The 24,192-nt window shown below is 67.2% G+C and carries 25 protein-coding genes and 1 pseudogene; 12 read left to right on the top strand and 14 right to left on the bottom strand.

All coding sequences use genetic code 11. From position 1 onward, the window contains the following. Window positions 1-37: 37 nt before the first annotated feature. Window positions 38-1,738 (top strand): acyl-CoA dehydrogenase family protein, encoded by a 1,701-nt coding sequence (locus ACTWP8_RS21855; protein WP_443323843.1) that lies wholly within the window; start codon window positions 38-40, stop codon window positions 1,736-1,738. Here the strand turns inward: ACTWP8_RS21855 and ACTWP8_RS21850 are convergent. Both ACTWP8_RS21850 and ACTWP8_RS21845 read right to left on the bottom strand, forming a co-directional pair. After that, window positions 1,682-1,849: a hypothetical protein gene (locus ACTWP8_RS21850; RefSeq protein ID WP_443323842.1), complete on the bottom strand. Its 168-nt coding sequence runs from the start codon at window positions 1,847-1,849 to the stop codon at window positions 1,682-1,684. The two genes, ACTWP8_RS21855 and ACTWP8_RS21850, sit on opposite strands and share 57 nt — an antisense overlap. A gap of 209 nt (window positions 1,850-2,058) precedes the next feature. Beyond that, window positions 2,059-2,364, bottom strand: coding sequence for a hypothetical protein (locus tag ACTWP8_RS21845; RefSeq protein WP_443323841.1), 306 nt, complete (start codon window positions 2,362-2,364; stop codon window positions 2,059-2,061). 105 nt (window positions 2,365-2,469) lie between these two features. Between ACTWP8_RS21845 and ACTWP8_RS21840 the strand changes: the two genes are divergently transcribed. Both ACTWP8_RS21840 and ACTWP8_RS21835 read left to right on the top strand, forming a co-directional pair. Beyond that, a complete protein-coding gene (locus ACTWP8_RS21840) occupies window positions 2,470-3,084 on the top strand; it encodes a TetR/AcrR family transcriptional regulator (protein WP_443323840.1) in 615 nt (204 codons plus the stop codon). Between the two features lie 286 nt (window positions 3,085-3,370). After that, the gene (locus ACTWP8_RS21835; RefSeq protein ID WP_443323839.1) at window positions 3,371-4,933 is read left to right on the top strand and encodes an MFS transporter; all 1,563 of its coding nucleotides are present in this window, start codon (window positions 3,371-3,373) and stop codon (window positions 4,931-4,933) included. Between the two features lie 503 nt (window positions 4,934-5,436). Here ACTWP8_RS21835 and ACTWP8_RS21830 read toward each other — a convergent pair. From ACTWP8_RS21830 to ACTWP8_RS21820, 3 genes are all read right to left on the bottom strand, one after another. After that, window positions 5,437-5,895, bottom strand: a complete 459-nt coding sequence (locus tag ACTWP8_RS21830) for a hypothetical protein (RefSeq protein WP_443323838.1) — start codon at window positions 5,893-5,895, stop codon at window positions 5,437-5,439. A gap of 321 nt (window positions 5,896-6,216) precedes the next feature. After that, entirely contained in the window at window positions 6,217-6,807 is a 591-nt protein-coding gene (locus ACTWP8_RS21825) for a transcriptional regulator (protein WP_443323837.1), read from the bottom strand. Window positions 6,808-6,809: 2 nt separating this feature from the next. Then, a complete protein-coding gene (locus ACTWP8_RS21820; RefSeq protein ID WP_443323836.1) occupies window positions 6,810-8,417 on the bottom strand; it encodes a hypothetical protein in 1,608 nt (535 codons plus the stop codon). A 148-nt stretch (window positions 8,418-8,565) separates the two neighbouring features. On the opposite strand from ACTWP8_RS21820, the gene ACTWP8_RS21815 reads away from it, so the two are divergent. Then, window positions 8,566-8,895, top strand: a complete 330-nt coding sequence (locus ACTWP8_RS21815) for an NAD-dependent epimerase/dehydratase family protein (protein WP_443323835.1) — start codon at window positions 8,566-8,568, stop codon at window positions 8,893-8,895. A gap of 150 nt (window positions 8,896-9,045) precedes the next feature. Here the strand turns inward: ACTWP8_RS21815 and ACTWP8_RS21810 are convergent, their stop codons facing one another. The 6 genes from ACTWP8_RS21810 to ACTWP8_RS21785 form a co-directional block, all read right to left on the bottom strand. Beyond that, entirely contained in the window at window positions 9,046-9,459 is a 414-nt protein-coding gene (locus ACTWP8_RS21810) for an acyl-CoA thioesterase (RefSeq protein ID WP_443323834.1), read from the bottom strand. Between the two features lie 322 nt (window positions 9,460-9,781). Next, window positions 9,782-10,030 carry a hypothetical protein gene (locus tag ACTWP8_RS21805; protein ID WP_443323833.1) on the bottom strand — a complete coding sequence of 83 codons (249 nt, stop codon included), beginning with the start codon at window positions 10,028-10,030 and terminating at the stop codon, window positions 9,782-9,784. Beyond that, window positions 10,027-10,323, bottom strand: coding sequence for a hypothetical protein (locus ACTWP8_RS21800; RefSeq protein ID WP_443323832.1), 297 nt, complete (start codon window positions 10,321-10,323; stop codon window positions 10,027-10,029). Before ACTWP8_RS21800 ends, ACTWP8_RS21805 begins: the two co-directional genes overlap by 4 nt. Window positions 10,324-10,453: 130 nt before the next feature. Next, window positions 10,454-11,617, bottom strand: a complete 1,164-nt coding sequence (locus ACTWP8_RS21795; protein ID WP_443323831.1) for a hypothetical protein — start codon at window positions 11,615-11,617, stop codon at window positions 10,454-10,456. A 30-nt stretch (window positions 11,618-11,647) separates the two neighbouring features. Then, complete coding sequence (locus ACTWP8_RS21790) at window positions 11,648-13,321, bottom strand: hypothetical protein (RefSeq protein WP_443323830.1); 1,674 nt, start codon at window positions 13,319-13,321, stop codon at window positions 11,648-11,650. Continuing rightward, window positions 13,318-13,692, bottom strand: a complete 375-nt coding sequence (locus ACTWP8_RS21785) for a hypothetical protein (protein WP_443323829.1) — start codon at window positions 13,690-13,692, stop codon at window positions 13,318-13,320. The genes ACTWP8_RS21790 and ACTWP8_RS21785 overlap by 4 nt, the downstream gene beginning before the upstream one ends. Window positions 13,693-14,333: 641 nt before the next feature. On the opposite strand from ACTWP8_RS21785, the gene ACTWP8_RS21780 reads away from it, so the two are divergent. Both ACTWP8_RS21780 and ACTWP8_RS21775 read left to right on the top strand, forming a co-directional pair. Then, the gene (locus tag ACTWP8_RS21780) at window positions 14,334-14,750 is read left to right on the top strand and encodes a hypothetical protein (protein WP_443323828.1); all 417 of its coding nucleotides are present in this window, start codon (window positions 14,334-14,336) and stop codon (window positions 14,748-14,750) included. Window positions 14,751-14,756: 6 nt separating this feature from the next. Continuing rightward, window positions 14,757-15,770, top strand: a complete 1,014-nt coding sequence (locus ACTWP8_RS21775; protein ID WP_443323827.1) for a hypothetical protein — start codon at window positions 14,757-14,759, stop codon at window positions 15,768-15,770. Window positions 15,771-15,798: 28 nt separating this feature from the next. Here ACTWP8_RS21775 and ACTWP8_RS21770 read toward each other — a convergent pair whose 3' ends face one another. The 3 genes and pseudogenes from ACTWP8_RS21770 to ACTWP8_RS21760 form a co-directional block, all read right to left on the bottom strand. Further along, window positions 15,799-16,008: a hypothetical protein gene (locus ACTWP8_RS21770; protein WP_443323826.1), complete on the bottom strand. Its 210-nt coding sequence runs from the start codon at window positions 16,006-16,008 to the stop codon at window positions 15,799-15,801. A gap of 129 nt (window positions 16,009-16,137) precedes the next feature. Beyond that, the gene (locus ACTWP8_RS21765; RefSeq protein WP_443323825.1) at window positions 16,138-16,827 is read right to left on the bottom strand and encodes a hypothetical protein; all 690 of its coding nucleotides are present in this window, start codon (window positions 16,825-16,827) and stop codon (window positions 16,138-16,140) included. A gap of 54 nt (window positions 16,828-16,881) precedes the next feature. Beyond that, a pseudogene (locus ACTWP8_RS21760) lies at window positions 16,882-17,265 on the bottom strand (M23 family metallopeptidase); the annotation flags it as partial. Between the two features lie 1,078 nt (window positions 17,266-18,343). Between ACTWP8_RS21760 and ACTWP8_RS21755 the strand changes: the two are divergent. The 6 genes from ACTWP8_RS21755 to ACTWP8_RS21730 all read left to right on the top strand — a co-directional run bounded on the left by ACTWP8_RS21755 (window position 18,344) and on the right by ACTWP8_RS21730 (window position 24,038). After that, a complete protein-coding gene (locus ACTWP8_RS21755; RefSeq protein WP_443323824.1) occupies window positions 18,344-18,673 on the top strand; it encodes a hypothetical protein in 330 nt (109 codons plus the stop codon). After that, window positions 18,673-19,467 (top strand): hypothetical protein, encoded by a 795-nt coding sequence (locus ACTWP8_RS21750; protein WP_443323823.1) that lies wholly within the window; start codon window positions 18,673-18,675, stop codon window positions 19,465-19,467. Before ACTWP8_RS21755 ends, ACTWP8_RS21750 begins: the two co-directional genes overlap by 1 nt. Next, window positions 19,457-19,846, top strand: coding sequence for a hypothetical protein (locus ACTWP8_RS21745; protein ID WP_443323822.1), 390 nt, complete (start codon window positions 19,457-19,459; stop codon window positions 19,844-19,846). The genes ACTWP8_RS21750 and ACTWP8_RS21745 overlap by 11 nt, the downstream gene beginning before the upstream one ends. 83 nt (window positions 19,847-19,929) lie before the next feature. After that, the gene (locus tag ACTWP8_RS21740; protein ID WP_443323821.1) at window positions 19,930-21,135 is read left to right on the top strand and encodes a hypothetical protein; all 1,206 of its coding nucleotides are present in this window, start codon (window positions 19,930-19,932) and stop codon (window positions 21,133-21,135) included. Between the two features lie 45 nt (window positions 21,136-21,180). Then, the gene (locus tag ACTWP8_RS21735; RefSeq protein ID WP_443323820.1) at window positions 21,181-22,671 is read left to right on the top strand and encodes an SCO6880 family protein; all 1,491 of its coding nucleotides are present in this window, start codon (window positions 21,181-21,183) and stop codon (window positions 22,669-22,671) included. A gap of 125 nt (window positions 22,672-22,796) precedes the next feature. Further along, entirely contained in the window at window positions 22,797-24,038 is a 1,242-nt protein-coding gene (locus tag ACTWP8_RS21730) for an ATP/GTP-binding protein (RefSeq protein ID WP_443323819.1), read from the top strand. Window positions 24,039-24,192: the final 154 nt, after the last annotated feature.

Here is a 24,192-nt window from a genome sequence, read left to right as displayed (position 1 = left end):
CACCACGGACCAGGCATGCCAGTTGTCCTACCAGCGGATGCGATTCATCCACCGCCACCTCAAAGAATCAGCCCTTGAGATCGCACAGAACCCACAACGCCTCTTCGCCCTAGCCGAATGGCCCGCCCTCCTCGACGGCACCACACTTGCCCTGATCGGGGTCCACTACAACCTGGTCGTGGGCAGCATCCTGCAGCACGGCCAGGGACGAGACGACCTCGACGACTACCTCGAAGAGCTGGAGACGATGAGCTCCGTGGGCGTGTTCATGGTCACCGAGCTCGGCTACGGCACCAACGCAGCCGCCCTTCAGACCGAAGCCAGCTACGACCCACAGACCCGGGAATTCGTACTGAACACGCCCAGCGCGCAGGCACAGAAGTTCATGCCGTACACCGGGCTCACAGACATCCCGAAAATCGCCATCGTCCTTGCCCGCCTCAAGGTCGGCGACACTGATCACGGCGTGTTGCCGTTCATTGTCCGCATCAGCGACGAGAACGGTCTCCGCCCGGGAATCCGAGCCCGTAAGCTTCCCGAGAAGCCTGGCGCCGTCCTCGACAACGGCGTCACCTGGTTCGACCACGTCCGCATCCCACGCCGCAGCCTGCTGTCCGGAAAGATGGGCCACCTCACCGACGACGGCCGATTCCACAGCATGATCGCTGATCAACGAACCAGATTCCTGCACTCCATCGACCGCGTCATCCCCGGAAGGCTCTGCCTCACCGGCGCTCTCGTCGCTTGCGCGCGCGCCAGCACCTACATCGCCATCCGCTACTCCCACCAGCGGCTGACCTACGCCCCAGGCTCGCACCCCGTACCCACGATCGCCTACCGGAACCACCAGCGCTCACTCTTCGGCGCACTGGCCAGCACCTACGCCATGACACTGCTCGTCAACCAGGCCAAGCAGGCTTATGCCCAGGCGGACCGGCACGGCGCGGCCGCCGTCAACCGGCTCATCAGCGTGACCAAAGCGGTCGCCACCTGGACAGCCACCGAAACCTTCGCCGAATGCCAACAACGCTGCGGCGCCCAGGGCATGTTCGCAGTGAACCGCATCGCCGCCTACATCGGCACCGCCCAAGGAGTCGCCACCGCCGAAGGCGACAACACCGTCCTGCTGAGCCAAGCAGCCGGAGAACTCATCACCATGCCGGAAACCACCCCGCCCGAGACAATCCATCCCGAGGACGCCCGCCTTGATGACCCCGCCTTCCTTCTCTCCCTCCTCACCCACAGCGAACACACCCTTCACGCTGCCGCCAAACGGAGGTTCAAAGAACAGTTGCGCCAGCCCAGCGTCACCGCCTTCGACGCCTGGAACAGCACCATCAACGACGCCCTTGACCTCGGACGCAGCCACGGCAGCCGACTGGCTCTCAGCGCACTTATGGCCGCAGCGGACAAGGCAGCAACCGCAGACGCCGGCCACGCACTACGCCTGCTCGCCGCCCTCTACGGCCTTCAGGAAGTCGACAAGCGCAGCGGTTGGTACCTCGCTCACGGAGTACTCCGCACCGAGCACATCACCCGAATCTCCGGGACGATAGACGACCTGTGCGCGAAAATCCTCCCCTACTCCCGGATGCTCGTCGACGGCTTCAACCTGCCGAATAACGTCCTCAGAGCACCCATAGCTGCAGAAAATTACCTAACAAGACCTGAATTCACCGCATCACCTCCGGATGAGGATCGCGGCGAGGTGGAGTGCGGCCAGATATCCGTAGGCTGACCCGATGGGCCTTTTCGATAAGCTGCGCGGCAGGGCGTAGTCGGCGACGTCCACGATCTCGAAGGTCGCTTCCTCGCGCCCCGCGGCGATGCCGTCGACCCAGTCGGCCACGGCGTCGGCCTTGCGGGCAGGGACGGGTGGCGCCGACGATGATCGCGACCTTGACCGGGGTCTGCTCGGGCGATGAAGCCATGGTGATTCTGCCTCTCCGGAACTGATGCTGTTGACGGGGCGAATGCTTGGTGCGGTGTGGCTGTGCCGGTTACGGGGGCTGTTCGGTGCGGGGCGAAGGCCTGTCGCGGGCGCCGGTGGGCGGCTGGTCACTTTTCGGCGGCGTACCTTCCGACGCACTCGAGCGCGGTGAGCGAGGGGGGTTCCTCGCACATCGCGTCGAGTGCCGCCCGGTAGCGCTGGAAGGCGTCGAGAGTGCCGAGCACGCCCGGGCCGTTGGCCAGCTCCACGAAGGACACGAAGGTGACCTTGTCCTCGAGCTGGTACGTGTCGTACCGCAGGACGTCCGGCCGGACCGACTCCAGCTCCGCGTAGACGGTCTGGAGCATCTCCTGATGCCGCTCCAGCGCATCGGCTGTGACCTTCCACCGGATCATCACTTGTTGCGCGGCCACTCTTCCTCCTCCAGCAGCCGGGTCACTGTCACCGACTCTCGGGCTCATTTCGGAAGACACTCTGTCTTTCAAAAAACACTCTGTCAAGTGAACTACGATGGGGCCATGACGACCCGGAAGTACGAGCAGCGCCTGCGCGCAGAGACGGCACAGGCAACCCGGCGCCGCATCCTCGATGCCGTCTGCGAACAGCTCCGCGAGGCGCCGGCGAAACCGGTCAGCATCGACCGCATCGCCCAGGCGGCACGGGTGGCGCGCCCCACCGTGTACCTGGTCTTCGGCTCCCGCGCCGGACTGTTCGACGCGGTCGGCGCCGACCTCCTGCAGCGCGGCGGATTCGAGTCCATGATCGAGATCGCGGACCACCCCGACGCCCGCCAGGGGCTGCGCGGCTGCATCCGGGGCGTGGTCGAGATGTACGCCGCGCACCGGGACGTGCTGCGTGCGCTGCACTCCATGGCGCTCTTGGACGCCGCCGCGGTCGGCGGGGCGGTCCAGCGCCTGGAACAAGGCCGGGCGGCAGGCATGGCGCACCTCGCGGACCGACTGGCGGAGCAGGGGCTGCTGCGCCCGGACGCCACCGCCGAGCAGGCTGCCGACGTGCTCTGGCTGCTGACCGGCTTCGACAGCTTCGACCTGCTGTACACCGGCCGGAACGCGCCGGTCGAGCAGGTCGCCGACACCCTCCTGACGACCGCCGAGCGAACTCTGTGCGCCTGAGAGGGGTGCCGAACAATGAATGTGCTGGTGTCTCCTGATTCGGTCACGGCGGGCCCGCACTCCCCCGGCCTTGACGCGCCGGGTCTCGGTTATGGGGGGAGTCACAGCCGCCCGGGAAAACGTGGTAATTGCCGCGTCGATCCTCGCGTGACTGTCGCCCGGCGGGCCACTTGGGCCGAGACCCGGGCCGACTTGGGCGAGCCCGCCCGCACCAAGGCCTGACCCGCACGATCCGAGGGATCCACAGGGCCGAAGAGGGATCCGCAAGGGCCGAAGGAGACATCAGTTGCCCACGCGTCAGTCAGTCGACCATTCCCCGGCCGGGAGGCGGGAGTGGATCGGCCTCGCGTTGCTCAGCCTGCCCGCCATGCTCGTGTCGATGGACCTCACGGTGCTGCACCTGGCGGTCCCCGCGCTCAGCATGGAACTGGGCCCGAGCAGCTCCCAACTGCTGTGGATCGTCGACGTCTACGGCTTCATGATTGCGGGCTTCCTGGTCACGATGGGCACGCTCGGCGACCGGATCGGCCGTCGGCGGCTGCTCCTCATCGGCGCCGCCGGGTTCGGCGTGGCCTCGGTACTCGCCGCGTTCGCCACCAGTGCGGAGCTGCTCATCGCGGCCCGCGCTCTGCTGGGCATATCCGGTGCCACGCTCGCCCCGTCGACCGTCTCCCTGATCCGTCACATGTTCCGCGATCCGCAGCAGCGGACGAGAGCGATCTCCCTGTGGTTCATGAGCTTCATGGCGGGCTCGGCCATCGGGCCGCTCGTCGGCGGCGCGCTCCTTGAATTCTTCTGGTGGGGCGCGGCGTTCCTGATCGGCGTGCCGGTGATGCTTCTGCTGCTCAGTGCGGGGCCCACGGTGCTGCCCGAGTACCGTGACCCGCAGCCCGGGCGGCTCGACCTGACGAGCGCCATGGTCGCCCTGGTGGCGGTGCTCAGCGGCATGTACGGCCTGAAGAAGGTCGCGGAGAGCGGCCTGACCTTGTGGCCGGTGCTGGCGATGGCCGCCGGCGCACTCGGCTGTCTGCTCTTCGTACAGCGGCAGCGCACCACCGCGAACCCGCTGATCGATGTCACGCTGTTCCGTCGGAACACGGTCCGTGTCGCGCTGCTCGCGCTCACCGTCGGCGCGGTCGCCGTCGGCGGAATCGGCTATCTGACCCTGCAGCACCTGCAACTCGTCTTCGGCCTGGCGCCGTTCGAGGCCGGCGTGTGGACGCTCCCGCCGTTCCTGGCCGGGGCGGTGACGACGGTGCTCGTCCCGACCCTCGCGCAGCGGGTGGGCCAGGCCTCGGTGCTCGCGGGCGGCATGGCGCTGGCCGCTCTCGGACTCGCCGCACTGGCACTGCTCGGTGGCACTGGTGCCGAGCTGGTGATCGTGATTGGTGCCCTGGTGTTCCTCTTCGGCGGTCTCATGCCCGTCCTGGCCCTCGGCGTCGACGTCGTGGTCGGGGCCGCACCGGCCGAACGCACAGGCGCCGCCTCCGCGATCACCGAGACCACCCAGGAACTCGGCATCGCCCTCGGCATCGCACTCCTGGGCAGCAGTGCGACCTTCGTGTACCGGCAGGGCATGGACGGCGTGCTGCCGCACGACGCCGAGCCGTCCGAGGCGGCGGAGGCCGCCCGGTCCACGCTCGGCGGCGCCAAGGGCGCGGCCAGTGAGCTGCCCGCCGAGGTCCTGACGGCGGCCGGGCAGGCGTTCACGGACGGGCTGCGGGTGGCGGCAGCGGTGAGCGCAGCGGTGCTGGCGATGGGTGCCGCGGTGGTTGCGGCAGTGTTGCGCCGGGTGCCGACGGACACCGCGACCAGGGAGCGGCCGGCGGCGAGCCCGGTCCAGAACTGAACTCCTGGCCGGTTCCGGCCACTCTAGGTCGCGTTCCCCGCGGAAGAGCACCGGTCCGTCGGTGTCCTCGCCCAGCGTGAACAGGCGTACGGCCTTGCTGCGTCCGGCGAGCGCGAGCGGTCGAGCGAGGAGCGGGTCCGCTGCGGGCTCGGCGTAGGCGCCCACCGCGCGGATCTCCTGGACCCAATACAAGGTGGCGCCCGGGTCGGCGTTGATCGCGGCCGCCGCCTTGAGCACCTTGGTGACCAGGGCGTCGACTCGGCCGCGGGTCGAGGGCTTGCGCCTCGCTGCGTACGCCGAGGGGTGCGTTCACCTGCACGCCGTGGGTTTCGCAGGAGGGACGTGACCCGGAGGCGACGTCGTGAAGCCGCTGACCGGGCGGGTGAGCATTCCGCCGGGTGCAGGGCCGCAACCCGGTTAAGCGGGGTGCGGCCCCTGCACCCGGCCGGTGCGTTCCTAACTTGACCCCGGGGGTTCTCGCCGTATCGAACTACCCCCTGTGATCAATCGCAGTGAACGCCTTTCTTGTTCACGCTGTAGTGGGCGAGGGTTGTGGAGACGTCGCCGACCAGGTTGATGCAGGAGTGTGGTGCCTTGACGTACACCGGTCCTGCCCAGCGCCGGTAGTTCTCCCACGAGTTGTAACCGTCGGAGTGCCCCCTCCTGTAGGCGGGGCTGTACAGTCCGACTCCGAGCTTCCGAGCTGAACCACGAAGTTCGGAGACAGGCTTAGCTATCGCACAGTTGTGCTGGGTTTTGCTGCTGTAGTAGACGTACACGTAGCCGCCGATCCGCGGCCCACCGACGCCGGAGTACCGCGTCATTGCGTGCTTACCGACGTAGCCATAGCTGGAGCCGCACAGAGATGTGGCGGCGTTGGCGGCGGGCGCGGTCATGACACTGCCCGCCACAGCTGCAAGTCCGACGGTGGCAGCAGCGAGGGTCTTGCGCAGTTTGGGCATCGGATAGAACTCCATTCCTGGTGGTGCAGGCTCATGGGTGGCCGGGTGGCCGGGTGGCTGGTAGCTGCCGGCGTCGGCGCCCGCGAGAAGACGGCCCGGCATGCTGAGCCTCTATCTCTCGGCGCCGTCGAGTCCGCCTCAGGACCGCGCCGTCCCACCTGGTGAGGTCGCAATCGCCAAGCACGTCCCGAGAAGCGGGACTAAGTAGACCGAGGCACGCGTCGGGCACGGAGCAGGAACGCCGGCGGCCCGCGCTCCCGGTTCAGGGGCGCGGGCCGCGGTTGAAGGAACTCGCCGATTGCGGCGTGCTCTCAGCTGGGGTCAGGCATTGAAGCCGAGCGACTTGGTGTACTCGTAGGCGCCCCAGTCGGAGCCGATGGCGTCGCTGAGCTCGTCAATCCACGCATCGTCGAGGGGCGCTTCGATGCCCCTCTCCCAGCCACCGTCCGCCCATGCCTCGACGATGCGGTCCCAGCGGCGGATGTTGATCCGGCGCAGGCGCCTGTCCGGGCGCCGGTGGCGCGGAGCCACTTGACTGTCGTCGGCCGGATGGATCTCGACGCGCGTGCCACCGCTGGCGTTGAGCCGCTGCAGGAGGTAGCGAGCGACGTTGCGCCGTCGCATGCGGCGATACGTCTGGTCAATGAGCGTGAGGTTAGCGGCTCTGGGGGTCTGGGTTCCCTCGAGCCACCTCGCCAGTGTCTTGGCACTCGGCTTGAGTCCTTCATCGATCATGGCCCTGCGGGCGTGCTCCGAGCGGGTCATGTAGCGCAGGCGCGCGGTGAGGCCGCGGCGTGTGGTCACCGGCGAGGAGATTCCGCCGGCCAGCGAGTCAAGGACTCGCGCGACAGCGAGACTGCTCCGCTCCCCCTTCGCGCCGTAGTGCCCGAAGTCAATGGTCCTGCCGGGCACGTCTACTCCTCTGAGCCGATGGTGATCGTGTGCTGGTCCTTGAGCTTGACCTGTGTCACGGCGCGTCCCTCGTTGAAGACGTTGCGCCAGTCGCCGATGACGTGGAGCTCGTCGGTGCCCATGACCCTAACGACGTGCATTCCGACCTCGTTTGCCTTGTACGCCTTCCCCCAGAGGTTCGAGAAGGCTTGTGACCGGATGATGTGCATCCAGTCGGGGCGGATGATGTCTCGTTGGTAGTTCGAGTGGCCCAGGGTGGAGACGAACTTGGAGTACATCGCCTTGACATATTCCAGGGTGAGATCGTCATGGCTGGCGATCGCCTCCTCGCGCACCTGCGTGAGCGCCGCCCGGAAGTATTCGAAGAGGTGTTCCGTGCTGCCGCTGGTCCATGATTCGTGGATCTCCGGGGGAGCGCACAGTCGGTGGTACTTGTCGGTCGATAGGCGCTTGAGCAGCCGCAGTGTGGGTTCCGTGATCCACAGTGGTCCGGGTTCATCGCGGGCTCCGATGGGGTTGGGCAGGTGCTCGTGCACCCACTCTCCCGGCGTCACGAGGTGGACTCCGGCGCGCCGTTCCTTCTGGGTATCGATCGGGCCGGTGGTGTGCTCGGGTTCGCCGAGCGGCAAGTGCGTCTTGAGAGCACTGAGATAGGCACCATTCATGTCCAGCTCGTCGATCGTGTGGGTACCCGGCGGGAGGGTTTCCCGGCGGCGAGTCCACTTGGGACGCGCCTCCCAGATCTGATCGGCCTTGTCGTTGGTCGGCTTGTCGAAGATCTCGGGAAGCCACGGGTAGGCAACAACGTCATAGCGGCCGCCCCTGCGGGTGATGTCAAGCAGTTCCACGGCATGCGGAATGGCCTTCGGGAGCAGGTACTCCTGGGCGGCCTCGATGTCTCCACCGTGGCTCTCCAGGGCGGCCCGGACGTTGTGGTGCAGGAAGGTGATGCCAGCCGCTGTGGTGTCCGCGCGTTCCTGCCGCGGGCGTCCGGGCCGGGTGTCCCGGTTCCGGCGGACTCCTCGAGTGCGCGCGGCCGACTCAGTCGGCGGATCCTGAGGCTGCGGTGCGGCCTCGCTGGCGGGGCTCGCACTGGGTGTCGGCTGGCTCGCCTGCCGTGCGGCCTGGCAGTCGTCGGCGGTGGGGTGCTGGACGAAGCCCTGAAGTCGCGTCGTGGCCGGGAAGCCACACAGGACGCAGGGCTCGGGCTGGGTAAGCCATTCCATTTCATCAGCCGAGTCCTCTTGGACTGGGGCGACTTGCGATGCCGGGACCAAGGGCTCGTCGGTGGCGGGGTTCTGCGCCACCGGGGCTGAGTTGGCGGTGGCCAGGCTCGGGTTTGCGAGCAGCTCGGGCAACGAGTACCCCAGGCGGTTCGCGAGGGCTTCGCACGCTTCCGCGGGGCCGGCTAGAAGCTTGAGGACGGGCACGCCGAAGTGCACGGCGATTCGGTCCGCCTCGTCAAAGCTCCACGGCGAATGGGATTGGCGACGACTGACGGCGTAGTGGGGGAGGTCGATGCCTGCGGCCAGCTCGACCTGAGTCTGGCCCGTGGCCTTCAGTAGCGCGTCTACGGATCGCCGCAGCGACTCCAGGGTGCTCGTCGACATGGTCTCAACTATAGACACTGGCTTGCAGCATATGCAATGGAGTTGCGGCAATTGCAAAAAGGTGCGGGCCCCAGCACGGCGGGGAACATCGGTTCCGTGGTAAGGGAGGCGCTGCAGCACGAGGCGGCGCGGTTGATCCTGCTCGACCATGTGCCGCTTCGGCCGGAGGCTGAAAATGAGGACGTGCACACCGTGGCCTTGCGGGACGCGGCCGCCGTGGAGGCGGCGCCGCCTGCTCGAAGCCAACGTGCTCGGCACCCAGCACGTCCTGGAAGCGGCGCGGCGCGGAGGGACCGAGCGGGTGGTGCTGGCCAGCAGCAACCGCGTGACCGGCTTCTATCCGGCCGCAGATCTCACCGGTCCACAGGACCCGGTACGCGCGGACGGCCTGTACGGGGGCACGGGTGGGAATCTCAGGGGCGTCAACCCTCGGGGGGTGCCCGAAGGTCATCGCCCGCGACGCCGAAGATGCCCTTGACGGGACGGGCCGGCTCTCACTTCGTCCAACCGCTGAAGAACTCGTTGAAAAAGGCCCCGAGGCGTGAGCCAGGGGCCTTTCATCAGTTATTGGGCGTGACCCACCGCTGATCATCGGGCTTGCGAAGCGCGTGCTGCTGTGCTGGTCCTCTTACCCTGCTGAGGTGTAGGGCTGGAGGGCCGAACGAACCGCGGTGGGCATCTCCTTCTTGCTGCTGGTCGCGGGATCGATGAATACGTGCCGTACTTCACCCTCTGCGACGAGCCGTTCACCGACCTTGAACACCGGGCGCACGATCATGCTCGTTGTTCCGAGATGGGTGATGGGCATCTCAATGTCGAGCAGCTCATCGAAGCGCGCCCCCAGGCGGTAGAGAATCCGCGCTTCTGCCACGACTAGGTCGGCTCCGCCCTCAACCATGGACGCGTAGTCCCCGATGACCTCCCGCCACAGCTCGGTCACGGCGACGTCGTAGTAGAAGAGGTAGTGACCGTTGAACACCACGCCTTGCTGGTCACACTCGCTGTAGCGCACTCGCAATCGGTGCGTGAATAGCTTGGCCATGGCGAGATCGTAGTTGCCTCCCGCACTGATGACCGAGGCGGCGGAAGAGCGGCCTATTCGTACAGTGACCGCGAGGTGCCGGCTTATGTACCGCGGGTGCGGCGTCCAGTTCCGCTCAGGTACCAAGATCCACATGCTGTTTGAGTATGTGGATCTCGCTGGGAAGCAGCGTCGACCGGTTCCCCCGGCCGCTGTGGGAAGTGAAGCACCTTCCCACAAGGGCTCCCGCCTCGACGACACTGAGTAGGTGTGCGGGCGGCCGGAGGATGTCCACCCTCAGCTCGCGGCCGGGCGGCGCCCAGCGGAGCCGGAGTTATCGAGGTCAGGACGTCCACACCACGGCGAGCAGTGTGATGCGACGAGTGACCGGATTACACAAGATCACCATGGTGCCCCAGTCAGCGAACCAGGTCTGCCGCGTCATGCCGTCGTCTTCACCGTAGGAGGCCGAGTTGCCGTACGGATCCGTCTCCAGGCGATCGATGAGATCCAGGGCCGCTGCGCGGGCCTCGGCGGGCAACCCCGCTAGCTGATCAATGGTGTGGGGGCTACGTACGAACGTCCAGGTCACGCGGCTCCGCGAGCCTGCTGGGCCTGGACGCGCCACTGCTCCATAACGGACGCGGCCTCGTCGGAGTGCTGGAATTCGGCTGGCAGGTCCTCGCCCGCGGCCGCGGCCGCATGAAGTGCCTGGATGCCCGGCTTCGCGGCCTCGAGAGCGATCACGTGCCGAACCCAGCGGTCCAAGACCGCGGGCAAGTCCGCGAGCGGAGTGAGGTTTATGTCGCGCAGGAACTTCTGCCGCTGTTCTGGCACGCCGATCGCGTGGGCGATCCCGTCGATGGTCCACTCACGGCTGCTCATGGGAACCTCCTCCTGCGGCTGACCACTCCGAGCGTAGCGGAGCGTGGGGGTCAGCCACAGCGGGTGGCAGTAGAACGGAGCGAATCAGCCTGGTCCGGCTGGTTCGGACGACGGCGCATGGCCAGCCCGGTTAGGGAGCCGGCCGTGGTGTTCCGCCTCCGGGTCCGGGTGCGGGGGGCTGGTGGTGGCGCTCACTGGCGTGGGGATGTCGTCCGGGGCGGTGCGTGGCTGACGGGAGCGGACTGGGAAGGTGGGGGTCTTCCGATATCCGCGCCACCAGGCGGTCGAACGCCTCGACGACCTGGGCGACACGCTGGGGGGCGAGCACGAGCTCCAGAGGGCGGCTCTGCGCGGGTTCCAGGGCGGCGAGTGCGCGGTTCAGCTCGAGGATGGTGCGCATCCCTGGTCCTGCGGCTTCCAACGCGTTGGTTCGGGCGAGGTTGGGAGTGCCTGCTCTGTTGGCCCAGTCCAGCACTGCTTGGGCGCGAGCGGCCGCTGTCGTGGCGGAGGTCAGCGCACCTTGCTGTTGCATTTCTACGAGGCGGTCCTGGCCCGCGTCGGCGTTTGGTGCGCCTTTATCGGGGATGATTCTCGATAGCGAGGGCAGCATGGGCTGGGCCTGGACGATGGTGTTGTACAGGTGAGCGACCTGCCGGGCGGTGGGGTTCATCCAGGTGTAGTCATCGGCCCCCGTGATGCGCGGCGCGAGAAGTTCGAGGAGGTCATGGGCTCTTTCGGCGGCATCGGGCAGTTCGGGGCCACATGCGGCGAGCCGGTTCCAGTCGGCTATAAGGGCCTCGTCTGGGGCGTGATCGTAGGGCACGAGGGATGTGGCGCGGTTGTATGCGGCGCTGGTAGTGCGCGCCTGCGCAATGATCTGGTCTGCGGCGCGAACTGACATGCCCGTGCGGCGTGCCACCGCGGTCAGCACGTCCTGGGTGGGGAGGACATCGGTGTGGGCAGCGATCAGCACGCCCCAGGCACGCCCGGCCTGTTGGGCACTGTCAAGCGAGGGCGGCTGGTGGCCAGCGGGCAGTCGCCGGATGAGCCACGTTGCCTGCGCATCGACGAGGGCCCGCTCGCGCCCCTCCCCAGGGAGCAGGCGCTCGAACTGCAAGTCGTATGTGGCGTCAGCAAGGAGCGTGCCCGGTCCCGTCGGCTGCGGGCGGTCAGGGCGCGGGATGGCCTGACGCGTGGCCGCCGTGTCCAGGCTGAACCACCGAATTGCGGCCTGGATGCTGTCGTCCGGCTGGTCTGCAGCAGCCTGGCTTGGCTGTGGCTCATCGGCAACCACGGTCCATCCCTTCAGTCTTGCGCGGGCTGATCAAGCGACATTGGCCCCGGGTGCGGAGTGCATGGTCTGGGCTGGTACTGACTGGTCGTGGTAGCGCAGTGCTTCGTGGGTGGCTTGCTGGACCTGGGCGCGGCTCTGCTCGATCAGGTGCCGCGGATCGAGACTGGCCTGCTGCGCGGCTGCTGCTATGGCGGTGCTGGCTTCGTGCGATGTCCGGCGCACAGTCAGGGTGATGAGGTGGCCGGCGCTCTGCTGTGCTGGGGGGACGGGAGGCAGGGAGGTTGCGGCGCGCATGATGTTTTCCAGCTCGTACCCGTCCAGGCGGGGTGCCTGGTCTCGGATGGCGAGCTGGCGTGCCTGGTTGGCCACCACCCACGTGTCCTGCGCAGCGTGCTGGGGCAGGGACTGGATCGCCTTGAAGAGGTATGCGTGTTCGGGTTGGGTGAAGTCTTGAGCGGCCAGGCTCTGCACCCGTCCGCCATCGTTGAGCTGAGCGGGGTCTCTGATCAGTGAGATCAGGACCCGCCGCTCGACGTCCCGGGAGGCGTAGCGGGGGCCTTCCTCCTGCGAGGGCGTGGCGGCGGGTTCAGCTGCACCGTAGTTGTCGAGTGTGCGGGGAGAGTGGTCGAGGCGTTCCTTCAGCTGATCCAGGGCGTGCTCGTGCGTGCTGAGCTGCACGGCCACCTGGTAGAGCGAGGCGTCGGCGCGCCCGTCGCGGCGCACCTGGCCGGCCAGGGCGTCGACGGCGGCTGGGATGCTGGGCTCGAGAATGAAGTTGACGGCGTACAGGCTCGCGTTGTCCGGGTTGGGGCTGAAGTCGGGTTGGCTGGCCTTGACCAGGATTTGCGCTATGGCCTGATTGGTTTTGTTCTCCAGTCGGGCCTGTGCGGCCGGGTCAGCTCCGGAGCGGTGGTAGTCGTTGTACCAAAGGCGTCGGTAGACGTGCTGGACCATGGCCTGTGTGCGTTGTTCCGGTGTCAGGTTGGGGTCTGTGGCTGCGGGGAGGGCGATGGCGGGATCGGGACCGGTGACCAGGGCGTCCCAGATCTCCGCGGTGGAGGGGTCGCCGAAGTCCTGCGGTTGCAGCCAGTAGGGCGACGCGTCGGGGTTGGAGGGCGTGTAGCGGAACTGCAGGGCCCGAGCGGGGTCGTTGAGCACGGCTCCGATGACGGAGAGTTCTCTGTGCTGGGTCACCTCGTCGTACGGGCGTCCTTGGGCCAGTTGGAAGGGCACGCCTTCGGTGGCGGAGGGGTACTGGGCGGCCTGCACGACGACGTAGGCATCGTGGCGTGCGTCGCTCGGGTCAGCGGGCCAGGATGCGTCTGACAGCTGGCGGAGGCCGTTGTAGGTATTCGTCCAGAACTCTCGGTCGTGGAGGGTCGCCCGGGCCCCGGGGTCACCGCTTTCGGCCATCTGCTGGTATTGCGTCCAGAGGCGCTGCACGACTACGTCGGCGGCTACCTGCGCCGGGTCGGCGTTCGGGTATGCCTGAAGGCTCTGGTCGATTTCGTCGAGTCCGCCGGAGAGCAGCACGCGGTACGCGTCGCCGAGCCAGCCCGTCTGGAAGTGCTCAGGCCTCAGCCAGTACTGCGGCTCTCTACGCCCCCAGTCGACCAGTTGTTCGAAGGCGACCCGCCGGTCGCGCAACAGGCTGCTGACCACGTTCAGTTCGTGCTGGGGCACGCCGAATCGTTCGTTGTTCATGCCGGCCCCTGGCGCGGAAGGGCGGGCGGCGTGGTGGTGTCTCGCGGCGTGGGAGCGGTGGCAGCCGGTTCGGCGGTGCCGGCTTCGACTGCGCCGGTCGCGGCGCGGTAGCGCTCGGCATGGAGATCGAGCTGTGCGCTGCCGGCCTCGTCCAGGGCAACCCACCCGGCTTCGCTGAGGCGCCACCAGCGGTCCAAGTACCGGATCGGACTCCCTTCGAAGCGTCCCAGCGAGGCCGCCTTGCCGTCCGCCAGGAGCTGTTCCATGGCCGGGGCGGGCATCGGCGCTCCGAGGACACGCTGCTGGGCGGAGTCCTTCAGGAGCTCCATCCGTTCAGCCCAGGCGGCGGTCTGGGTGCCAGGCTCGGCCATGGCCACACTCCGTTCGGACGAGGACGGCGGACTGCTAGCAGGCTCCGCTGCGGGCTCGTCCGGCAACAAGCCGATCGCTGGGGGTGGTCCAAGGGGTGAGTCCGGGGACTGCAAAAACTTCCTCGGGCGTCCCTCGAGGCGGGAACACCATTGGCGTGTGGGTGGGCGCCGTCGCTGGGTCCCTGGGTTCACGGGTGGACGTTTTGGGCCTTGAGTTGGTCCATCGAGGGGGCGCCGCTGGGTACGGGTTCGCCGACATGCATGCCTCGTCCCGCCGGTGCCGGGTCACTGTTGTTGAGTGTCTTGCGGCTGGCGGGTTTGACGGTCGGTGTTCGAGGTGTGCTTAACTGAGAAGCGAGACCAGCCATCTCACAGGCTCTTCCGACGAGTTGAGCAGCGAAATCCTGCAGCCCTTCGGGGTGCGGGTATGGCTGGTCTCTTTCCTTTTTGCCCGAATTGCCGTCCTACGTTCCGCGGCTGATATTCCGCGGCGTGGGAGCACGAGCCCGTTCCTTTCCCGTAGCTCGCATCCCTCAACTCGGCTGCAGTAGAGACGTATCGGTTGCCGCGTAGGCTCGACCTTCTGAGCGGGCGGCCGTCGGCTGCCCCGTCGCACCCTTGGGGAAGTGGGGATGTTCTCGATGGCAGCAGAACCTGAGATCGACTTCAGTCGCGCGGAGGCCACGCGCGCATCCATGGCACGGGACCTCAGCAGCCGGCTGGACGCTGATATCGCTCAGGCTGTCGCCAGGGCAGACAGTCCGGACTGGCACCTGGCTCGCCCGTTCCAGATCGTTCCATCGTGGGGAGATCTCCGCGGTCCGGCCGGTCCCGTCGATCTCCCTGAGGCCTGGCGCGCCGGTCTCCCTGCGCGGGTGGACGCCGAGGAAGATCTGGTGCAGCTGTATGCGCGTGTCCTCGTGTCGGGAAGCCCTGCCGAACAGGCTGAGCTCCTCCACCCGCAGCGACTCATCGACGCGTGGCCAGCGCTCACCGAGCTCCTTCCGCCGCCCGTCAGCGGGGCCTGGGAGAACCGGTTCCCTGAGCTGAGCGGGTGACCAGCGGTGATCTGGGACGTCCCGAGGGCTCTCCATGCCGCTGAGATCGCCTCCGCCGCCGTACACGAGGGGATCGGTGTGCGCCTCGAGCTCGGCGGGGGCCTCGCACTGGCTGCGCACCAGGCGCTGCGGCGGCAGGTGGGCGACATCAACCTCATGACCGAGCAAGCTCACGATGCGGACCGGGTGATGGAACTCATCACCAGCGCCTTGCAGTTCGTCGGCTACGAGGTAAGGGCCGATCCTGTCGGAGCTGGGGGGCCGGGAACCTACCGTGCTGTGCAGTTCACAGGCCCAGGCCAGCGCCACGGCGAGGAGCCACCGATCCGTCTCACCACGGCGCGCATGCCGCAGTACAACGACCCGGTGCAGGTCCAGGGGCTGGAGAAGCTGCCCGTCAGCTCCATGACCACCTTGGCGGTGCGCTCCCTGCAGGCTGTCCGCGGACGCTTCGACCCCCGTGACTTCGTCGACCTGACCATGCAGGAACGGCACTGGGGGACCCGGGCATTCGACAAGCTCACCGTTCAGGTCCTCGAGCGCGAGGCACGGAATTTGCCCACGCAGGACCCTGCTGGTCCGTTCCTGCGTATGCACCGCAGTCTGGCGCGGGTGACGCGGATGCCTCAGACCGGCTTCGCCGGGTTCGGTGTTGCCGCAGAGCAAGCCGAGGAGGTGCGGAGCGCGATTGTGGCGATGGCCGAGCGCGTCGCGCGCGCCGCGCCGGAGACAGAGGGGCCCGACAGTGGTGTGCTGCAGCGGCTGCTCGTACTGCCCGAGTCCGAGCGGGCCGCCATGCGCGCGTGGCTGGACGCGCAGGGCATCGATGCGGCCTATGTGGGGAGCCGCGTCCCCTCACCCGAGCAGATGTCTGCGGCTCGCAGTGCAGCGGTAGAGGCGGTGCAGGCCTCACGTGACCGCCAGACCAGCGCGTCCGCTACGCCGCAGCAGCATGACCAAGCCCAGCAGGAGGGCCAGCAGGCCGCCCAGTCTGCCAGTCGTGATGCTGGCTATCGGTGACAGGTGCCGGTAGCCGGCACCTCGTAGGTCAGCGCCGCGACCACCTGAACCACCGGCCGGTGTCGAGGCGGTGGGTGATGAGGAGGACAGTGAGACAGGCTGCGAGCAGAGCCAGTGCCTCGATCAGGTCAATGCTCATGCCGTCGCTGGCGAGGATCAGGGCGGCCATGAACAGGATGAGACCCGCGATGGTGAAGATGAGATAGACGAAAGGGGTCAGGAGACGCCAACCGCTCATACTCTCCCTCCTCCTGCCTCCATGGTTGCACGCCTGAACAACGGTGAGTTGGTCTGTTCAGGCCTGTGGCGACTGTAGCAGTTGGGGCGATCACTACGTTGTCAAGACCCATCTGGTGTTGATCCTCGTCTAGCGGATGATCTCCTGCAGTCGCATCTGGATCTGTGCGCGCATGGTCGCGGTGCGTTCGGGCGCGGCAACTTCGAGCAGCATGTTGACCAGGTCGGGTCCCAGGCCGATCGCGTCGCTGGGCGGCAGCCGCATCCACGCGGCTGCGGCGTTGCTCGCTGCTTCCTGAGTGCGTCGCTTGCCCGGCCCTAGCCGGTCGAACCAGGCGAGTGCGAGCCAAGTCCACGAGGAAGTGGCGTAGGCGAAGTCACCGCTGAGGAACGCGAGGTCGGCGCGGAACTGGGCGACTTCGAGAGTCTCTTGCGCTGTGTCGCCGAGTTCGGCGGTGAGCTGCTGGAGTATCTCGTCGGCGGCGGGAATGGCCGTGGTGAAGTCGTGGGCGCGCCCGGCCGCTTGGGCCGCGGCAAGGCGCTCGAGGTAGGAGGCGCCCTGGCGCGAGGCGGGCGCGGGAGTACTGCCCGGTGCCTGGGTAGATCCGTCAGGGCCAACCTCCATGTCGAACTGGGAGTTGCTGCGGTCGTCCTGGACCTCAGCCAGGACCGGTTCACCGCGTCCAGCTGCTTCGACGTGGAGGACGTGGATGGCCACCTGAGAGGGTTCGACACCGTCTGGGACGTGCTGGGGTTCGGCATCGATGTACAGCCGGCCGTCGCTGGTGATGCGGACCTGGTGGCGCGTGGTGGTGTTCATGGTGTGTGCGGGCCGTCCGGCGCCTTGGGCCGGCAGCTCTCCTCCTTCATGAGGTCACAGCGACAGTCCGTGGCCACGGAGGTAGCCGGCGGGATTCATGTCGGACCCGTAGGCGGGTCCGGTGCGGGCTTCGAAGTGCAGGTGGGGGCCGGTGACGTTGCCGGTGGCGCCGGACAGGCCTATCTGCTGGCGGGCGGTGACCTTCTGCCCCTTGGACACGGTGATGCGTGAGAGGTGGGCGTACTGGGTGTACTTGCCGTCGCTCATCTTGATCACGACGTTGTTGCCGTAGGCGCCGCCCCAGCCGGCCTCGACCACGGTGCCTGTGCCGACGGCCTGGACGCGGGTGCCGGTGGGGACGGGAAAGTCGATTCCGGTGTGGCTGCCTGAGGACCAGATCCCCCCACCGGCCTTGTAGGGGGTACTGACCCGAGAGTTTTCGACGGGCAGAGCCCAGGCTCCCGAGCCCTTGGCATCGCGGGTGTTGGCGGCGTTCTCGACGCGGTCGCACCCCGATGTGGTGGTCAGCACCGCGTCCTTGCCCCAGCTCTTGACGACCAGTTCTCCGGCGGTCTTCTCCCACTTGGCGTACTCCTTCGGGAGGCCGGATCGCTGTACGGCCTGCGCGGCCGTGGTGAGCGGGCGGGTTTGCCACTTGTTCACTTTCTCGAGGCGGCGGTAGAAGCTGTTGCTGGCGTGGACCGGGTCGGTGACCTGTGCGGCGGTTCCCCAGCCCTGGGAGGGGCGCTGCTGGAAGAGGCCGAGCGAGTCACGGTCGCCGTAGTCGATGTTGTCCAGCGTGGACTCCTGGATTGCCGTGGCCACGCCGATGACCGCTGCGCGCGGCGGCAGGCCGCGGCTGCGGGCCACGTTGGTGATCACGCTGGCCCAGTGCCGCTGTTCCTTGTTCCAGTTGGCGCTCTTCTGCCTGCCCTGTGGGTTCAGGGGGACCTGGACCTGTCCGCCTGCTGCTGGTTTTGGGGTGGCGTCCTGCTCGTCGGCCACCGGGACGGCCGGGTCGGCCGGAGTGCAGGCGTCCTCCCAGTTTGGGCCGCTCTCCCGCTCGCCGGTGCCCAGCATGAGCGGCAGGAAGAGCAGACCACCGCAGACCGCCGCGGCCCCGCCCGCCGCTATGCGGATGGCTTTGCTCATGTTTCGATCCCCAGTCGTCGATGCGCGTCCCGCCACGAGGGACGGAAAACGCAATTCCCGTGCCATGGGGTGAGCCCGGATTCTCGGGCGTCCCAGGGCTGCGAATGCGCCTGTTCATAGCCGCGCGTTGCGCGGCTAGCGTCTGCGCCGAGTGAACGCAGCAGGGAATCGACAACTCGCGTTGAATTCTATGGCACTTAATCGCCGATGCGTCAACGCACCGGCGAAGACGGTGAACTAGTCAGCAGCCCGTCTTGCCAAGTGCCATGTTCTCGGCACGTGGCGCGAATTCCTCGCTACTGACGACCGGATGTCCAGGTCCTCGTGCGGACTGGGGCAGGCTTCCGCAGCCTGGGAGGGATTCGTGCACGCAACGCAGCACTTGATCGAAATAGCGGCCGGCAAGAAGGATGGCATCGGTGGCCTCGTCGACGGAATCTCGCCTAACTGGGATGTGTTCGGCGAGGTCGGCGACAAAGCGAAGATCATTGTCGGCGTCATTATGGCGGGCGCCATCCTCTTCCTTCTTGGTAGCGCCGTCATAGGAGCCGTCCATATCCGCGTCGGCAATCAGCAGCACAACACGATGGAAACCAAGAAGGGACAGACAATGGTCGCCAGTTCTCTTCTCGGCCTGTTCACCGTCGCATCCATGGCAACGCTCTTCACCATCGTCTACGGGTTTGGAATCTAATGGCTGGGAACCAGAAGCAGTCCGGTACGCGGAATTTGACGCCGAAGGCGGCCGAGGTCCCCGGAATTGGGGCACAGTCCCCGTGGCGACGGGCGAAGATCGGCGCGATCATCTTTGGGGCCGTCCTCCTGATCGGCATGCTGCTCATGCTGTTCGGCGGGGGCGGAAAGCAGGACCAAGGATCATCGCAGTCCCCCGGGGCGACGCCGGCGAGCCAGGCCGGCGGCAGCGGTCCCGGCGCCAAGGCGCGCACTGTCAAAAACGGCGTGCCCGTGGGATACCCGCGGACCAAGGACGGCGCCGTGGCTGCTGCCGTCAACTACCAGACGGCACGCTCCAGTCCCGGCTATTTCACCGATGAGGCGCAGCGCCATCAGGTGCTGCAGACGGTGATGTCCCGCGCGGCACTTCCGGGCCAGCTCGAACAGGACGACACCGCGACCAAGGCGATGCTTGCCGCACTCGGCGTGACCGCGAAGACGGCGCCGGAGATGGTAATGCGCTCTGCGCCGATTGGCACGCGGGTCAGCGCCTTCTCCTCGGACACGGCGACGGTCAACGTCTGGATGAGCGAGATCGTCGGTGTCCCCAGCGAGAAGTCGGCGATGCCGGTATCGGGCACCTGGTCGACCTACACGCTGATCTTGCAGTGGCAGGACAGCGACTGGAAGGTCGCGACGATCAACCGGGCGGACGGGCCCACCCCGCTGATTGCGGCTGACTCGACTCCATCATCCACCAGTCAGATGCGCTCTGCGAATGAGGAATTCGATGCTCCCCCATATGCAGGCTGATTATGTGCGCCGGTGGCTAGCCCAGGGGCTTGTTGCCGCATTGCTCTCCGCCTCGTTCATTGTCGCCGGGCCGGCCGCTCCCAAAGCGCATGCCGTCGACTGGGACGATTTCAACCCTTGCAATCTGCCGGGCGGCGGCGTTGCGTGCAAAAAGGCAGAAGAGGGCTCCAAGTGGCTTTATGAGAACTCGCCTGTCAAGGGCGCCGTCGAGACGACGGCCGAGGTTGTGGACTTCGCTACTGACCCACTCGGCTACATCGAGTCCAAGCTCCGCGCCGGAACCAAGGGCATGTTCGAAGCATTCGGCGAAGAACTCACCGGCAAGAAGCCCAGTGCCCCCAAGAATGGCCGGAAGACTGGGAAGACTGAGGGGGGCTAGCCATTTTTATTGAGATCGACTGGGGGAATGCGGGGTTCCTGCGCCTGTACGGGCTCGTGTTCGGGCTCGCCACCGTACTGACCATGGTCATGTGGCTGATATCGGTGGTGAAGCGTGTGGTGCGCGGCGTTCCCATCGGCCAGGCGGCGATGGAAAACGTCGGCTATCTGTTGATGTCGGTCGCCGTGACGGCGTTCGCTCCTGCTGCGGTGGCCTACACGGTGGACTTTGTCGATAGCTCCGCCGAGGCAATTCTCGGTGATTACCTCGCCGAAGTATTCGTCGGTGGTCTGGCCGTATTCGCCTTCCTCGTGGCCATCAACACCTTCCTGCCGGCCGTGGGGCTGATCATTACGATGCCGATCCTGGTGATGTTGCTGCTCTCCATCTTCGGCCTGTGGGTCATGCTTGTCGTGCGCGAGGCGTTGATCCTGATGGGGCTCATCTTCGGGCCTGTTGTCTTCAGCGGCCTGGTCGACAAGGACCTGTGGGGCCACATCCGCAAATGGGTCGGGATCATGGGCGGGCTCATCGCTAGCAAGCTCGGGATCTACCTTGCGCTGGCCCTGGCCGGAGCGATATTCGACGGCGCCACCGACCTGGACACCATCACGCTGCCTCGGGCTATCGGTGGGGCGATCACCTTCCTCGCGTTGTTCTTCATCGCCTTGCTCATGCCCTTCCAAGTCGCCAAGTGGCTGCCGTTCGTGGGCGACGAGATCCAGAGCATGCACCAGGCCAAGAGTGAGGCGGCACAGCGTCACCGCAACACCAAGGCTGGGTGGGATGGCGCCAAGAAGGACAACGACGAGCTGAAGCAGCGCGCCGCCAACAAGTCCTCCCCTGGCGGAGGCGGCGCTGGGGCTGGTGCCGCTGGTGGGGCAGCAGGACCTGTGGCGGCCGGGATGGCCGTCAAGCAGGCCGCCGACCAAGTGCGCGACCAGGTCACGCAGGCGGCTGCCGACGGCACCAACAACGCCTCTGGCGACGGCGGCCAGCAGGCTGGCTCGAGCGGCGGGACGGGTTCCAGGGGCGGTCCCGGTCAGACCGGCGGCGGCAGCACCGGCGGCCCACGTGGCGGTGGCCAAGGTGGCGGCCCCTCAGGCGGCGGACGCAGCGGGGGCGGACGCAGCGGGGGCGGAGGGGGCGCCGCGCGGCGGCCTCCCGCACCGCCTCCGCGGCCGGGGTCACGTGCTGCTCCTCCCCCACCGCCTCCGCCCGGGCCATCCGCGGGCCAGGCACCCCCGCCGCCCGCTCCTGCCCCTCTCCCCCCGCCGCCCGAGCGCTAGCAATCGGCAGCCCATCACCCAAGCCACCCTGCGAAAGGAGTCGCCATGGACCGCGTCTTCTCGTTCCCCAGACCGCGACCCCGCGGCCTGTTGGGTCGCCGGTTCGAAATGGACGAGCAACTGGTCCTTCTCGGCGGCATCGCCCTGTCCGTCGGGCTACTCGCCGCGCTGCCCAGTGTCGTGTTGAAGATCCTCGGATGCCTCGGCGCAGCAGGCACGTGTGTGTGGGCGACGATGGTTCCCTACAAGGGCCGGACCTTCATGCGATGGTTCGAGATCCGTCGCTCCTACCGTCGGCTGCTGCGCGACGGAAAGTTGCTCTACAGGTCGACGGCCCCGCTGTCCGGTCGGCGCGGGGATGGCACCCCGGCGCCAGTGGCCCAGCCCGTGGGTGTTCCGGAGTCGCTGGAATGGATCACGGCGAAGACCGCGTACGGCGACATCGCCGTCCTGCTCCAGCCGACCGAGTCGATGTTCGTGACGTCCATCGAGGTGGAGGGAGCGAAGAACTTCGGCGGCCTGGACGGCGCGGACAAGGAAGCGCTCGTCGCCGCGTACGAATACCTGCTCAAGGAGACCGCCGAGTCTGGCGGGCGGATTTCCTACGTGCAGTGGCTGGCGCGACTGCTGCCCACGGATCCAAACGCACACGCACATGACGCCGCCGCGCGCCGTGACCCGGCCGCCCCCTCGTGGCTGAGCGACTCCTACGACCAATTGGTGGACATGGTCGCGGTCTATGCGGAGGACCGTCGCCTCTTCCTCGTGCTCGGCATCCCCTACACCCAGGAGCTGGCTGCCGAGGCCCTGCAGTACCAGACCCTGCACGACGGGTACGGCGAAGTCCTCGGCAAGGAAATCGAGCAGTTCATCCGCAACCTGTCCGGCGCTCAACTGCGCTGGATCCGGAACCTTGATGAGCCGGCCTTGGCCTCGCTCATCCATCACAGCTACGCACCCGACCATTGGTTGAACGACACCCGTGGCATGGACAGGGGCAGTTGCTGGCCCGCCGAGATGGACGCCCGCGAGCCCACCCGCATGGCAGCCCGCAGCTGGGAGGGCGCCGACCCCTGGTACACGTCCACTGCCTGGATCAAGCAGTTTCCGGTCCTGCCGGTGGGGGTCAACTTCATGGCCCCGCTGCTGCTGTACGTCTCGGATGTGATCTTGACAGTCGGCGTCACCATGCGGCTGCTGCCGACCGACAAGGCCCTGGAAGACGCAATGGCCGATGTAACCAATGAGGCCGGTCAGGCCGACCGCAACCCCGGCAAGATCACGGACCCGCGCGAGGAGCGCGAGCTGGGCGCCTCGGCCTCCACCATGCACGACCTCGCCAACGGCGCGGCCGGCATTCGCCTCACCGGCTGGGTGACCGTGACCGCCCCAGACCCCGACCTGCTGGTTCAGCACCGCAACACCGTGAGAGCCGCGGCGGTCAAGTCGCAGCTGGCGCTGGAGTGGTGCGACTCCGAACAGTACCGCGCCTTCGCGAACACCCTGCCCCTCGTCACCGGCCTGCTGAAGGACTGAGGTGTCTCATGCTCGAACTCATACGCGCCCAGTCCCAGACGCGGCGCCGTGCCCTGCGCACCACCTCCGCAACAGCAAGCGGACTGTACCCGGCGGTCGGGGCGCCGTCTTCCGACCCCCGCGGTGTGATCATCGGCCGGGAGATCTACTCCGGCAAGGCCTACATCTACGACCCGTTCATCCTCTACGACCCCTCTGCTCGAGAACGTCTGCCCAGTGGCCACGCCCTGGTCCTGGGGAAGTCGGGCTTCGGCAAGTCGAGTCTCGAAAAGTGCTACGTGCTGCGGCAGTTGCGCTTCAGGGATCGGTCATTCGCGATCTTGGATGCCCAAGGCGAGGACGGCGTCGGCGAGTGGGACAGCATCGCACGCGCTCTGGGCGTGACCCCCATCCGTCTGGTCTACGGCGGCGAGGAAGGCGAAGGGGTCAGGCTCAACCCGCTCGACACTCGTATCCCGTCCCAGCACCAGTTCAAGATTCTCTGCTCGATGGTGGAGATCATCGGTGGCGAGCTGGCATCCGAGAGTGAGTTCGCCCTGTCGGTGGCGCATGCCGCGGCGCGAGTGCGTGCTGCCGACGAGGACCGCGTACCGGTGCTGTCCGACATCCACGACGCGCTCACCAATCCACAGCCGGCCATGCTCGGCAAGCGCGAGGTCGGCATCGAGGACATGGTGCGCTGGGGTCAGCCCGCGTCGCTGGCGATGGACCAGCTGTGCAGCGAAACCCGCGACCTGGCGGGTCTGTTCAACGGGCCCACCACCCCGGGCATCGATCTGGATGCGCGACTGATCGTCTTCGACCTCACCAAGCTGCCGCGCGAGGGCGAAGCGATGCCCCTGCTGATGAGCGTCATCGGCCCCTGGCTGCGGTACGCCTGGATCAAGCCCGGTGACACCGTCAAGCGCACGTTGATCGTGGAAGAGGCCTGGCACATCCTCTCCCATCGGCCCGTCGCCAGGCTCTTTGAGGAGTTCGTCCGCTATGGGCGACGGCTGGGGTTGTCCTTTTGGGCGATCTTGCATCACCTCGGCGATCTGATGGTGGACGAGGCCCCGGAAGCTTCCGCGATCTTGAAGCTCACGGCCACCCGCGTGCTCTACCACATGGACAAGGCGGAGGCAGACACCACCGCCGAGTACCTGCAGCTGCCGGACTGGGCGCGCGAAGCGATCACCGACGGCGCGAGCCGCTGCTCCCCCGGCCGCGCCGTGTGGCAGGTCGGCAACCGCATGCACCTGGTCGAGCACATCCGCAGCGCCACAGAGATCGAGCTGACCAATACCAACCGCAAGATGACGGAGTCCCAGACCGGCGATCAGACCCCGGCGGCACCGCTCATCTCGATGCGAAAGAGCGCAGCGTGATGACCCACAAGAACCGTGCCGCCCACGCCCCGCGGCCACACGCACCCGCAATGCCCCCATGTGGAATCACCGCGACCGGGAGTCCCGTACACCCCGAGCCCAAGCAGCTCGCTGCCTCCCGCACGGCAGCCGGCTGCGCGATCGCTCCCCGTAG

It is taken from the genome of Streptomyces sp. 7N604, assembly GCF_052245475.1.
Lineage (GTDB): Bacteria > Actinomycetota > Actinomycetes > Streptomycetales > Streptomycetaceae > Streptomyces.
This window is presented reverse-complemented; position numbering and strand designations above follow the sequence as displayed.